The sequence below is a fragment of the Nostoc sp. DedQUE07 genome (assembly GCF_034530975.2).
Taxonomy (GTDB): Bacteria; Cyanobacteriota; Cyanobacteriia; order Cyanobacteriales; family Nostocaceae; genus Nostoc.
On sequence record NZ_JAVRCC020000005.1, the window covers coordinates 68,672 to 82,529 of the forward strand.

Genomic DNA, 13,858 nt, shown 5'->3' on the forward strand with positions numbered 1-13,858 from the left:
TTATTTTCTAAACACTAAAGTGCTTACTACAAATCGAAGTGTTAATTACTGCCGAAAAATTTCTACTTTTTGTAACACCACTTCTTGATTGGGACGATCTCTAGTTGTAGGCACATTAGCAATCTTGCTGACTATATCTAGACCTTGGACAACTTCACCAAAAACACTGTGATTGTTGTCAAGGTGAGGCGTTGGTGCTTCTGTAATGAACCATTGCGAACCATTAGTACCGCGTCCGGCATTAGCCATCGACAAGATACCTGCACGAGTGTGTCTCAATTCAGGATGAAACTCATCTTCAAATTGATATCCTGGGCCACCAGTACCCCATCGGCTAGCTGTATCTAGATAACGACTCAGAGGATCGCCACACTGAATCATAAAATCAGGGATGACCCGGTGAAAGCGAACTCCATCGTAAGCTGGAGTTCCCTTACCAGATGCATTAGTTTTAGGGTCTTTCCAGTCGATTGTTCCTGTTGCTAGACCGACAAAATTTTTGACAGTGTTGGGGGTTCGCTCTTCTTCCAAACGAACTACAATTTCACCCAAGGAAGTAATTAAACGAGCGTGCAGTGTTCCATCACCGGGAATATTAATTTCTGGAAAGTTCATTAGATATCCTATTTTAACCAGTGCCAGTATTTGAACTATACAAGTTTATCAGCATTCAAGTTACCGCCTTTAGACATGAAAAAAAACCTGAATTCAAGAAGCAGGAGGTCGAAGGCAGGAGGCAGGAGGCAGGAGGAACCCACCCTTATAGTGGGATTGAAGCAAGGACGCTTTATACTTTTCTGCTAGACGCTGCGCGAACGCGCTGCACGTCTCAGTATAATTCTTTCTTTAAACGTGGCTCTAAACCCAGAACTAAAGTTTTAATTGATACTCCTAACCTCCTGCCCCCTGCCTCCTAACTCCTGCCTTTTAGTAAGGAAACTTGAGCCAACAAATATTTTACTCAGGTAAATTTATCGCTGGATTCCGGCTAAAGAATCCTCTAGGGACTAGCTTAAAGCCAACTTCGTGAACAGGCATCACCGGCCAATCTTCCGATCGCGGAATATGAGTTACGCCCATTGTGTACCACAGTACGATATCTTCACCCATCAAGGCTTCATCGTCTGCAATATATTTTGGTAAACCCTGTTCGGGTTGAGTTTGGTTGGGATAATCGCCGCCAGCATAAAGTTCAGTAGGTTTATATTTTGTTACCCAGAGGTGATGAGTCGCAAATTCTGCCCTTTCCCGGATTTTTGAGCCTTCTACAGGGAAAAATATCGAGTTTCCACCAGGCATCAGCATATATCCAGGTGCAGCACCGAGAGCATTCTTTTTGTGTGCACTAACAATCATCCATTCTCGACTGCTTTTCATATCCAAATCGCGCACAGCAGCCGTTTCTTTGACTAGTGGGATTTCTGCAAGTGCGATCGCATTTCCTAAAGGATTTTTCTCATCCATCGGCAAAGCTTTCACATTCATTTCCATCACAGAGTTAGCCTGACCATCAACATCGAAATCTAGGCGATAATTGAAAAAGTGCTGATGATTTACTCCAAAGATATTCTGAGCAATTAACCGACCATAGGAATCATCATCAGATTGCTTTTGGGCAGCCGTTCCCTGCGCCAATACGATACCCGTTAATTCATTTTGGACTTCCAAAGTCCCATCTTGGTGAAAGATCCAATTGATGCTGTAATCATAGTTGTCAATGGCTACCGTCATCTTCATCACTAATTCTCGACTGCGACGGACATCATTACGCTGAGTATTATATTCATAGTGTTTCCACAGCATTCCGTTGTCGCGCTCGTAGATACCGATAACCTTTGGCATTTGATAAGGTTCTCCCTGCTCATTAGCAAATACAGCATTTAACAACAAGCCATTTTCGGGAATTTCTTTACCTAATTCCATCGTATTTGCTAGTAAACCTAAGTTGTATTCTCCAACATCAAAGGCATTTCTAAACGACCAAGTAGGCTGAGGATTGCCATAAGGTACTACCATTTCTGAGAGACTAGCGCGGTATAAAACTGGTCGAATATTTTCCCCGTCTTTGTGTGTCACTTGGTAGAGCATTAATCCATTGCGAGGATGCATTGAATAGCGAAACTTCCAACCTTGCCAGCTAATTTCATTGTCTTCGATCTGGAAACTTATACCATTCGGTTGGAGAATCTTCAATGCTTTCAGTGGTGAAAGTAATTTACCCAAAGATTTAGTATCATAATTCCAGTTTTCTTTAGAGAAAGGGACGTTTCCTCTATCAATAAAACTAGCAACTTTACCCGTGTTCAAATTGACTGTTGCTAAAACTCCTTCAATGGGACTACCGTAATAGTTCCAGCCTTTACCTTTGTAGTAAGATAAGCCGCGACAAAGACGATTACCTGTTGCTTCTTCCTGTTGGCTGAGAATTCCTGGTGCCCACCAACTGATTTTAACTCGCTCGAAATCAGTAATTCCCCGCTTTTGCATTGCTTTTTGCCATCGGGGATCGGCTTTAACTATTTGAGTTGCTAGTTCATATTCTGAATTAGCGATCGCAGGTTGAACGGACGGTATTTCTTTCCAAGAACTTAAGGTTTTGCTTCTCAGATCGACAATCCCTTCAAAGGTTTTGTTTTCTGAACGTTCATAGATTACCAAAAAAGCTTTTCGCCCAAAGACTTTACCAGGTGTAAAATTTAGAACTTCTTCTTTATCTGGTTCTTGTAAAGCAATAAGAGGAAAAGCTGCCATTTCGCTCAATTTTTTTTCTCTTTGGATGACAGAAACAGCTGTGCTAATTTCTACCTCAGTTAGTGAAGTGAGAGGATGGGAAATCGAAGGCTGTTGAGCCGTTAATGTTTCCATTAATCCGATTGAGAAAGAAATGACAACAATGATGGCAATAGTTAGCCATAAAAAACGCTTTAGCCGCTTAATCATCTTTTACATTTTTACAAAAGACTTATATTTATCTATTTCCAAACCTAAGATTGAAAACCGATAAATTAAGAGGCTAAAGCGAAATTAATGATAAGAAAATAACCCCACTCCGCAAGTGGCGCTACAGTGTACACACAAATCGAATTACCCCCCTTAATCCCCCCTTATAAAGGGGGAAACAAGAAAGAAATCTAGTTCCCTCACGCCACGTGCTTCAAGTCGGGCATTGCCCGCCCAACGCAGTGGCTCCCCTTTATAAGGGGAGGGTTAGGGTGGGGTAAAACCTTGGCTTTTTCAGCTATTTCAGACTTATGTGTACACCGTAGGCTTGTGGGGAGGGGAGCTAAAGCACAGCTTTGGCAGGGTGGGGTTTTGGGTATTATGCTTAATTACCTGGACATTATCTTACGCCGAAACTAAACGGCGTAAAGATTCAGCACGACGTTTAGCAATAGAGTTATTTGGAGCTAATTTGAGTGCTTCTTCGTAAGCTTGTAACGCCTGAGTAGTTAATTTTTTCTTCTCATAAGCGTGACCGAGATTATTGAATCCTGTCACGTAGTCTGGTTTAGATTTGAGAGCTTCTTTGTACTGACGAATTGCTAAGTCATATTGCTCTTGGGTAAAATAAATATAGCCGAGTCCGTTGTAAATGGGGGCGATATCTTCTTCTCCCTCATCTTCAGCAGCTTTGAGAGCTTTTTGAAATAGCGCGATCGCTGGAGAATACATTTTTTTTTCTGAATAAATACTGGCTAACTCATAATATTCTTGAGTCGTACCCTTTTCTTTCTCTAACTTCTTTCGCAACCTGGCAAAAGAGCCTTCAACCTTGCGAGTTTTGAAAATCTGGCGAAAAACACTCACGGCTGCAATTGTGAGTATCACCACCAAAATTGAGAGATAAACAACGGCTAGACTGTTATCCATTACTGCAAATACAAATATTATAAAGTTTGTTATTTGTCATTTGTCATTTGTCCTTTGTCATTTGTTATTCGTTTATGACTAATGACCAATGACCAATGACAAATGACCAATTTACGGTAAACCCCAATATTGAGACCGTTGCTGGAGCCAACCTTTTTCTAAATAACGAGCGATCGCTTGATTCACATTTCGTCTAAACTCATCGTACTGCAATCCCTTGGGCATGACTATAGATAAGGGTTCAGTTGATAACTTAGTTGGCAGTAACCGATATTGAGGATATTGTTGCACCCAACCGCTTAGAACACTAGCATCTGCGGCAAAGGCTATTGCGGCATTATTTTCTATTTGCTCTCGCGCTTCTTTATAGGAATCCACTCCTACTAACTCGGCGTTTGGTAGATAGTACCGCACTTTAGCAATGGTACTGGAGTTATTGAGTACGGCAATTTTTTGTTTTGCTAAATCGCTCAACTGCTGCACAAATGCATCTTTTGTAATTAATAGAGTGCCATCCAAATAGTAGGGAACACTGAAACTAACTATGCGGGCGCGTGACTCGGTTGCTGTGACTCTAGCGATCGCAAAATCAACTTTCTTGTCTAAGACTACAGAAAGGCGATCGCGATTCGCTACAGGTTGAAATTTTACAGCTTCGGCTTTACCAACCAAGTCAACTGCCAAACGCTTGGCCAAGTCAATTTCTAAACCTTGCAAATTCCCGTTGTCATCTTTAAATCCCAAGGGACGCAAGTTATCTTTCACGGCAACATTTAAATAGCCCCGTTGCTGAATTTCTGACATTTGGGCAGCAGATGCAGTTAATCCCGTCCCTACTAAAGAAAAGCAAAAAATCCAAAATATAGTGGCGGATAATACCAGATGTAACCGAGTAATTGTTTGCCGTCTGTTACATCTGTTATACATCCCTCACCACCTTTATCCTTTAGCTTGAAGTGCCAATTCAGCAACTTTGCCGAAACTAGCTGGATCGAGGACTGCCAATTGCGCCAACATCTTGCGATTTAGTTGGATATCAGCTTTTTTCAAGTTACCAATAAACTGGCTGTAACTCAAGCCGTGTTGCCTGGAAGCAGCATTGATGCGGGTGATCCAAAGGCGACGAAAATCGCGCTTTTTCTTTTTGCGATCGCGGTAGGCACTCCGTAGCGCCTTCATCACTTGTTGGTTGGCAGTTCTAAACAGAGTTGAATGGGAACCGCGAAAACCTTTAGCTAGTTTGAGAATTTTATTGCGGCGTTTGCGAGCTACATTACCGCGTTTTACCCGAGTCATAATTTATTTCCTAAAATACTTACAAATATGGGAGCATCAAGCGCACGTTAAGTTCATCGCGTTCGTGTACAAGCGCACTCTGACGCATACTACGCTTTTTATCAGAAGATTTGTGTTCTAAAAGGTGGCTTTTGAACGCTTTACGACGGACGATTTTGCCGGTACCGGTGGCACGGAATCGCTTTGCCGCAGCTTTACGAGTCTTTAGTTTAGGCATGGTCTAGCTTTGATTCGACACGATCCATTATTATATACTATTAAAATTGCTATAACTGCAATTAAATAAAGGATTTAGCCAACAGCGATCGCTGTAGACAAACTTAGCTTCACTTATGGATGAGGTCAATATAGTTGAATATGACCCACGTTGGGCGACTTTGTTTACAGAAGAAGCCGAGCGGATTTGGCAGGCACTAGGCAATGACTTAGTTGTAGAAATTGAACATATTGGTAGTACCGCAGTACCAGCAATGGCAGCCAAACCAGTTATTGACATTATGGTGGGAGTGCGTTCCTTGGTAAATGCAAAATCTGCTATTTTGGCTTTAGAATCCTTGGGATACGTTTATTGGCGTGAAAACCCGCGTCCTGGACAGATGTTTTTTGTTAAAGGAATGCCACCATACGGAAAGCAACGTACTCATCATGTTCACATAGTCGAGATTGACAGCGAATTTTGGGAGCGCAAGCTATTTTGCGACTATTTGAGAAAGCATCCTGAAGAGGCGAAACGCTACGAAGTTCTAAAACGCGACTTGGCGGCAACTTTTCCAAGCGATCGCGAAGCTTATACGAATGGTAAAAATGACTATATCCGTGCTGTGATGGTCAAAGCATGGAATGAGGATATGGGAAAAAACCAAAACCATTGATTATTTAACTTTTTTCAGTGGCGTTGGCTTTGGGATCTAAAATTATTTGCGAAGTGGATTTATTCACATGGTAAATCCAAGATTGCTCTTTAACGTTGACAATCACTTCCCAGCCTTCCACCGGGTCGTACTGCTGGGTGCAGACTTCGCCAAAGTTGAATTGACAGAGATTTCCAAAGGTTTTTGATGTAGTTTGAGTAATTTTTAAATCAGTAATTACCACTTCAGAACGGCTTGAGGCATCGCTCAAAATTGCATCTGCGATCGCCTTCGGCAATGTTTGTGAAGTACTCACTTTCGGATCTAAAATTCTTTGCTTTCCAGATTTATCTACATGGTAAGTCCACGAATCTTGGCGGACTTTGACAACTACTTCCCAGCCTTCAATGGGGTTGTATTCCCTAGTACAAACTTCTCCAAATTTGAACTCACAGGGATTACCAAAGGTTTTCGATGTGACTTGGGTAATCTCTAATTCGCGTTTACGTACACCGGAACGGAAGGATGCATCTTTTAAAATTTTATTAGCGATCGCTTTCGGTAACTCGTTTGCTTGGGATTGGGATACTTGAATGCCGTCTAGGTAAGGAATAGCACCAGCAGAAGTGTTTTCAATCAGTCCAAATCCACAAGATAGCAAGCTTGTCAACACCAGCGTCAAGAAAATTCCTCTGGGTGACTGGAAGGTACTTTTAATTACGGCAGATGCTTGGATGATGGATTTCATATATTATGTATTGATTGTTAAAAATTGAACAGATAATATTGCAATTGCAATCATAATTTGTTTGACGTTGCACTCTTAATTCAGTTTCTTTATAAGGAGTGGGGGAGCAGGGAAGCAGAGGAGCAGAGGAGCAGGGGAGAATAATTAATAACCAATGCCCAATGCCCAATGCCCCATGCCCCATCCTTTATACTTATTTACTCATTACCGCTAAATTCACCATACATTCAGGAAATTGGCGTTTTAATGCTGGAAACACCGGACAAGGCGCTTGTTCTTGTAAATTGTCTGGTTTACTCCAAGTAAAGGGGGCTTTCTGCGCCGCAGACATCCATAGCAGAAGCTTTGCTCGTGTCATGGCAACATAGAGTAAACGATACTCTTCAGATGTTTTCAAATTCTTTGCCACCTCCCATGCTTGACTAACATCCGGTATGATAGATTCTTCGTGGAGAGTAGCGCGAATTTGGGCGCGAGCTACTTCTGATAAGGTAAAATCGCCTAAAAATTGGCTTTGGGGAGGAACCCAAAATCTGCCAGGAATCAAGTTTTCGTGGAGAAAGGGAAGAAATACATAGTCCCAATCTAGCCCTTTAGCTTTGTGCATAGTGATAATTGTCAGTTGACCGCGACGGGTATAACGTTCTTCCGAATCCTCGGTTTCCACTGGTTCAAACCGTTCGGAACTAACAATTTCACTTAAAGCTGACAGCATTCCTCCCATCGAACTATTGCCAGCTATCTGCTGGTTTACCCGTTCTGCAAGTTTATCAGCAGTTGCCAATTCTGCTTGGTCATAATTTAAAGTCAGGGCGAGAAAGGAAATTAGCTGGTAAAGAGGCAATTCTAAACGAGCGCGGAGTAAGCTGCGACACATGCGAGCAGCTTTTTGTACTGTTTCTGGCTGGGGTGGTGCTAGGGGGCCAGGATACAAAAACTCTTCTGGCAGACTAGCAAGGGCGTTGAGGTCTTGGGTAGGAATTAATTGGCGCTGTACTAATGCTTCTAGGGCAGCTTTGAGGTAATCGGGGGAGTGGGGGCGATCGCAAAATTGCAATAATGCCAAAATCTCTTGAGGAACATGGGAACGGCGATCGCGTTCTCCGACATCGTAAAGTGTAATTTTATGCTCTTTGCACAGAGGTGTCAAAGCTTCTGCTAGCCATCGTCCTTGACGATTTTCTCGGACTAAAATCGCAGCACTATTTTTTGTTGGATCTTCACCAAATAACTCAATTACTCTTTGAGATAACAATTCAACGGTGTGATGAATATCGCGCGGTGTATAAAGTTCTAATCCTTGTCCTACGGGTGCGGGGTTAGCGTTAGCTTGCGGATCGCCAGCTTCCACAGGGCGAATTGTCTGTAAGCGAAATGGTACTTGTCGGTTGTCAGGAATCTGTTGTTTGTTGTTGGTTTTGGTTGTTGCTAACCACTGATTATTGATCCATTTGAGGGCAAAGTTAGCGGCTTCAATGATAATTCTAGTACTGCGACCAGCTCGATCCATCGTTGCCAATCGTTGGATGCGATCGCACTCTTCGCAAAATTGCCGGAAATAAATCGGATCGGCTGGAGTAAAGGTAGAGTTAATCGCCTGGTTAGGGTCGCCAACTCTGACTAAATTGAGTGGGGAGTACGTAGAGACGCGATTCATCGCGTCTGTATTCATCCCCTCATATTCTCGATTACTCGCCAAAATTTCTAACAACTGCGTCTGTAGAGGGCTAGAATCTTGGGCTTCGTCTTCAAAGACGGCGAATATTTGGTTTTGCTCGATGTGACGGGCACTGTCGTTTTCTAAAACGCGCAGTGCGGCTAAAATCATATCGTCGTAATCGATAAAATCACGCGATCGCATCAAGTTTTGATATTGCTCGTACAATCCCGCCGCTACACTCAAAATTGCATATTCATCTGTGGTTTGTTTACTCCACTCCCGCAACAATTCTGGCGATATTCCAGAACTTTTTGCTTCATGAATTACCGTATTAGCCAATTCTGGTAATACTTCTGTTCGCAGCACCGATTGACGACGCAACCTTTCTGTCTCTTCTCCATCAAATTGATGACCTTCCAATAACCGCAAATATGCATCTGGATTATTTACAATCCATTGTTCTACAGCAGTTCTGATAAAGCGGTGACTTTGGGTTGGTGTAATTAATATGACATTTTCTAACTGCAAACCCGACAAATCAGAATGGCGGTTGGCAATGTTCAACGCTAGACCGTGTAGGGTATAGACAAAAAATCCTGTTTGAGGTATAGATAAATCATCTCTTAAAAATTTACGAATCTTCGCTTTAATATTGGCAGCAGCAGAGCGAGTAAAAGTAACGACTACCAACTGACGGCGGGAAGATGAACGCTCATATTGACGGGCGATCGCGATTGCCGCCGCCGCCGCCATTCCAGTAGATTTGCCTGCACCAGGAACGGCTGAAATCGCCAAAGGCCCAGATTGCCAGTCAGCCATTTGCTGCTGTCCAGGGCGGAGACTGTTGCGGATTCTGAGAATCTTCTCCTGCAAAGAAGCAATAGGCGATCGCTCAGACAATTCTGAGTCGAGTAATTCTTGAATAATAGGAGCAGTAAATTTAGAGTCGGACATCTTAAATTATATATTTTAAATAGATATTGAATTTAATTCCCAAACCGCAGATATGAATAATCTTCGGTGATTCTTAATCTCAAATTACTAACAAAATACTCCACCGTTCTTGTTTTAACTGTTCTAGTAAACGATCTGGATCAAATGCGTGTATATATACTTAAATATTATGTCAACCCCCTGACTAAACATATAACACTTAGTTAATTTGTTTAGTTAGGGGATTGTTAAGAAAGTTAAACTAGTTCTTTGAGTTTACCGTTCTTCCACAGTTGATTCACTAAAGATAGCTACGTACAACCATCCTGCTAAAATAGCTCCCAAGATAGGAGCTATCCAGAACAGCCAGATTTGCGAAAAGAGTTCTACACCTGCAAATAGAGCAACTCCAGTACTACGGGCAGGATTAACCGAAGTATTGGTTACAGGAATACTAATCAGGTGAATTAAAGTGAGTCCAAAACCAATTGCCAGTGGTGCAAATCCTTTAGGAGCACGGCTATCAGTCACACCCAGAATAATTAGCAGAAACATGAAAGTCATCACAACTTCAGTAATCAGGCAAGCAAACAGCGTGTAACCACCTGGAGAATGAGTACCATAGCCGTTGGTAGCCAGTGGGTTGAAGCCAGTCAGCGTAAATCCAGTTTTGCCGCTAGCAATCAGGTAAATAATCCCCCCAGCAACAATTGCGCCGATCACTTGAGAGAGGATGTAAGGTAGTAAGTCAGACCCCGGAAAGCGCTTACCTGCCCATAGTCCAAACGAAACAGCTGGGTTGAAATGACCACCAGAAATATGACCAAAAGCATAAGCCCCTGTGAGGACAGTAAGCCCAAATGCCAGGGATACACCTACTAATCCAATACCCAATGGAAAAGAAGTATTCTCGCTGATTTTTGCAGCATCTTCTGTGTAGGCGGCGGCTAGAACAGCACTACCACAGCCACCTAAAACAAGCCAGAATGTGCCGATAAATTCGGCCAAACAACGTTTCGTAAGAGACATTTTCAGAAAACTCCTTGTTCAGCTACAAACGAGTAATAGCTATGTTGAATAATGCTTGAGTCATTCCTGTCAACAGGAAATCCATTCCGTTTGTTTGGTTATGAAACTAAATCGAAAAAATAGTAATTTTTTTTCCTCAATAATTGTGGTCATAAAATATGAAGATACTGGAAAAGCTAAAATCCCAAAATAATGCTTAATAAATTAAGCATTTTGCTCTCATAATATAAAACTCATATTTGATTTTTTAAATATCCGTAGGGGAGCCAGTGCGTTGCGGTGAATCCAGCGCTGTAGGCGGGTTTCCCGCCGTCTTACTTTTCACGTTATGTGGAAAAGCCACGAAAAACCTAACCCCCTAACCCCCTTCCCGACACGGGAAGGGGGAAAATTCAAAGTCTCTCTCCTTTTAGGAGAGAGATTTAGAGAGAGGTTTTCCAGATACCGTGAAAAGTCAGTTCCCGCCGTAGGCGACTAGTGTTAGCGTAGCGGTAGCGACTGTGCGTAGCGTTACCAGAAGGGAGGTTCCCGACGCTCGTAAGCGTTGCGTTACGTTATGCGATAACACAATGCCAGTCCGCTCAAGTCGAGCCAGCCGCTTGCGGGGGTTTCCCCCGTTGTGCGGACTGGCGTAGGAAACCCGCCCACAGAAATGGCTACCCTACATTACTTAAATTTTTTCAAAAATCAAATCGTATTGGTATATATCTGTTGAGATTCTTGATCCAGTGCGTTCTATTAAAAGTTATTACGAAATTCAAATAATTTTTGTGCTTTATACACTTTCAGCTTAAAAAATTTGGGTTTTTCCTGTTACAGTCGTTACTTTGTGACTGTTCAGGGGATGTCATCATCACTCAAGATATAGAATTACACAAGTCAGCGAAAAATCAAGGGTTTAGGCAAAGCATTGCCAAGCCAGTGCCAAGTTCATGTTAAGAGAGTTAAAGCAGATGGGGCATTGACTAAACAAAAAATTGAACCAATGCCGCCATTTGCTATCCGCTGTTTGGACAGTCAAAACAAGTTCACAGCACGCAGTTAGCTCGTCTAAAATTGAATTTATTCGTCAATCTGCCATGAATCCTTAGTTAATTCTTCATCCAGAATTCTCTTAGGACGCACAATGATAATAATTTGTCCTAGTAGAGGAATTTCTGGCTCAGTTTCAAACCATTGAAAATCTAATTCACCACCATTTTCAACGACAAAATAGCTAGAGGCATCCCATTCTCGTTGGGCACGATCTATCACAACTAAGACTGGCCCTGTTTGGCTTTGGGTTTGGATGGGGAAGCGATCGCTATTCGCTAAAATCACCACTGGATCTTCTGCCGCCAATAGTACTTGCCAACCTGGTAAGGGAACCCAAGCTTGCTCTCCAGAAAACTTTACCATCCGAAAAGGTTCAATTTCTGTCAGTATGGGCACAGCTTGCAAATCTTGGCGTGATAATGGCAACTCTCCTACTACAGGCAAGATTCGGGGTAACTGTTCTTCAAATTCCAGGCGGTAAAACGGTAAAATTGGCGCTGGACGCTGGGGAACGGTAGTAAAATCAGTCAGTAGTTGTTCGATTTTTTGCCTTGCACCTGGCGTGTGAGCAAAACGCAAACCTTTGGCAATTAGGCGCGATCGCTGTTGTAAATCTGCATTTTGGCGTGCCAGTTTCCAAACTTGGTGAGCAACCGCATCTCCCGGATGAGCAGAAAACCCTTCTGGCAAAGTGCGGAAATAGGAGAACTCTTTAATTGCTTTTGCTATATCCCGTGCCTCATCAGCATCAACATTATGGACAAAAATCAGTTCGGCAGCAGCGGCGCGTTCTTCTTGAGTAAGTAAACGTAACTCGTATAAAACATCGCTGCCACGTGTAGTATAGTGCGATCGCGTTTCTTGCGATACTCCAAACTTTTCCAAAGAATTGTAAACTTGAGAACCAACAACCACCTGGTTTTGTTGAATCGGCTCAAATCCAGTCGCCTCAAAAATTTCTTGGGGGTTGTAACCGATTTTTAGCAACGAGGCGATCGCGGCTCCCCATTCCACCCAGTTGCCTTGTTTTTGCCTCAGCTTTCGGAGTAACTCTTGTGCTACATCGTTTGTAGCATTATCTTCGGGATTCTGAGTGTTGGGTGGTAAATCAGTCATAATCGGAGTGCAAGCTTCAACTTGAGAGGTTAATTAACACCTCATGAGCAAGTATTATTCTAATCTATACCCAGACCTACACCTCATCCACGATCGAAACTGCCATAGTTTTGCTGATTTAGTTAGTTTTTCTAGTGGAACATTTTTTCAGATATTTGGGCAGATAAATTTCCTCTGTAGCGTTCACTATTAGCGTTCTCAAATATGCAAAATAACTCCGTATAAACCCTTGGCGATTTTCGGCTATTCTCAACTAAACTTGGTATGGAATATAACAAGAGAGTGAATATTTAAAGGAAAATCTTATGGATAAACCCAATCTCGAAATTGATAAAGTCCAATCTCAAGTTATGACTCTCGAACGACCAAAAAAGCTGAAAATACTGGTAGTTGACGATGAGCCAGATAATCTCGATTTACTTTATCGCACATTTCGACGTGACTTTAATGTTCTGAAAGCTGATAGTGGGGTGAACGCTCTACAAGTTTTGGCAGCAGAAGGGGAGGTAGCAGTGATTATCTCCGATCAACGGATGCCAGAAATGAAAGGGACTGAATTTCTCAGCAAAACTGTACCTCAGTTTCCCGATACAGTAAGAATAATTCTCACTGGATTTACTGATATAGAAGACTTGGTAGAAGCAATTAATGCCGGACAAGTTTACAAATATATCACCAAGCCTTGGGACCCAGGGGAACTGAAGGCAGTGGTGCAAAGAGCAGCCGAAACCTACGACTTGCTCAAGCAACGTACAGAAGAATTACGCCGCGCTCATGCTCAAATGGCGTTGCTGAGTGTTTTGGTACAGGTAACTCAAGCCGCTTCTAGCTTAGAAGAAACTCTCGCTCCCATTGCTAGGGCTGTGAGTGAAACTTTTGGGGCAGACGGCTGTATTTTACAACTTACAGATGGAAATACTCTAATTGCAACTCAAGGAACTTACAGCTATACAGGTACAATAGAAAATTGGCTATCCCTTGACCCACTAACCAGGGAAGCGATCGCCACGGGACAAATGCAAGTTTCCTTAAATGTACTTAAAGACACTAAATTAGTTGATGCGATTCACTACCAAAATACCGGCGTGCAAGCACACTTAGTCATCCCAATTAGCTACCGCAATCAACTTTTAGGTGTATTGTCGCTACAGTGGAAACAACCTTGCACTTTGCGAGAAGATGAATTAGTGCTAATTAATTTATCAGCGCAACTGGTGGCGATCGCTCTGACTAGTAGTCACTCTCATTAAGGTATTGTGTAGTTGTCATTAGTCATTTGTCCTTTATCCTTGGCAAGTGACGAATGACTAGTGACCAATG

The 13,858-nt window shown here is 42.5% G+C and carries 12 protein-coding genes; 2 read left to right on the forward strand and 10 right to left on the reverse strand.

The annotated features are described in order from the left end of the window. Positions 1-45: 45 nt before the first annotated feature. The 6 genes from RMZ95_RS05730 to rpmI all read right to left on the reverse strand — a co-directional run bounded on the left by RMZ95_RS05730 (position 46) and on the right by rpmI (position 5,383). Positions 46-615: a peptidylprolyl isomerase gene (locus RMZ95_RS05730; protein WP_322672876.1), complete on the reverse strand. Its 570-nt coding sequence runs from the start codon at positions 613-615 to the stop codon at positions 46-48. A 342-nt stretch (positions 616-957) separates the two neighbouring features. Continuing rightward, a complete protein-coding gene (locus tag RMZ95_RS05735) occupies positions 958-2,940 on the reverse strand; it encodes a primary-amine oxidase (RefSeq protein ID WP_322684993.1) in 1,983 nt (660 codons plus the stop codon). Positions 2,941-3,345: 405 nt separating this feature from the next. Beyond that, positions 3,346-3,870, reverse strand: coding sequence for a tetratricopeptide repeat protein (locus RMZ95_RS05740; protein ID WP_322684992.1), 525 nt, complete (start codon positions 3,868-3,870; stop codon positions 3,346-3,348). Between the two features lie 111 nt (positions 3,871-3,981). Further along, complete coding sequence (locus RMZ95_RS05745) at positions 3,982-4,797, reverse strand: transporter substrate-binding domain-containing protein (RefSeq protein ID WP_322684991.1); 816 nt, start codon at positions 4,795-4,797, stop codon at positions 3,982-3,984. A 12-nt stretch (positions 4,798-4,809) separates the two neighbouring features. After that, entirely contained in the window at positions 4,810-5,166 is a 357-nt protein-coding gene (gene rplT / locus RMZ95_RS05750; RefSeq protein ID WP_322672880.1) for a 50S ribosomal protein L20, read from the reverse strand. Positions 5,167-5,185: 19 nt separating this feature from the next. Continuing rightward, entirely contained in the window at positions 5,186-5,383 is a 198-nt protein-coding gene (rpmI, locus tag RMZ95_RS05755; protein WP_109007939.1) for a 50S ribosomal protein L35, read from the reverse strand. 115 nt (positions 5,384-5,498) lie between these two features. Between rpmI and RMZ95_RS05760 the strand changes: the two genes are divergently transcribed. Next, complete coding sequence (locus RMZ95_RS05760) at positions 5,499-6,038, forward strand: GrpB family protein (protein ID WP_322684990.1); 540 nt, start codon at positions 5,499-5,501, stop codon at positions 6,036-6,038. 4 nt (positions 6,039-6,042) lie between these two features. Here the strand turns inward: RMZ95_RS05760 and RMZ95_RS05765 are convergent, their stop codons facing one another. From RMZ95_RS05765 to RMZ95_RS05780, 4 genes are all read right to left on the reverse strand, one after another. After that, entirely contained in the window at positions 6,043-6,765 is a 723-nt protein-coding gene (locus RMZ95_RS05765) for a hypothetical protein (RefSeq protein WP_322684989.1), read from the reverse strand. A 193-nt stretch (positions 6,766-6,958) separates the two neighbouring features. Next, positions 6,959-9,379, reverse strand: a complete 2,421-nt coding sequence (locus tag RMZ95_RS05770) for an ATP-dependent helicase (protein ID WP_322684988.1) — start codon at positions 9,377-9,379, stop codon at positions 6,959-6,961. A 255-nt stretch (positions 9,380-9,634) separates the two neighbouring features. Continuing rightward, positions 9,635-10,387, reverse strand: coding sequence for an aquaporin Z (aqpZ, locus tag RMZ95_RS05775; protein WP_322684987.1), 753 nt, complete (start codon positions 10,385-10,387; stop codon positions 9,635-9,637). A gap of 1,062 nt (positions 10,388-11,449) precedes the next feature. Further along, positions 11,450-12,538, reverse strand: a complete 1,089-nt coding sequence (locus RMZ95_RS05780; protein ID WP_322684986.1) for a RuBisCO accumulation factor 1 — start codon at positions 12,536-12,538, stop codon at positions 11,450-11,452. A 305-nt stretch (positions 12,539-12,843) separates the two neighbouring features. On the opposite strand from RMZ95_RS05780, the gene RMZ95_RS05785 reads away from it, so the two are divergent. After that, positions 12,844-13,788 carry a response regulator gene (locus tag RMZ95_RS05785; protein WP_322672886.1) on the forward strand — a complete coding sequence of 315 codons (945 nt, stop codon included), beginning with the start codon at positions 12,844-12,846 and terminating at the stop codon, positions 13,786-13,788. Positions 13,789-13,858 lie beyond the last annotated feature (70 nt).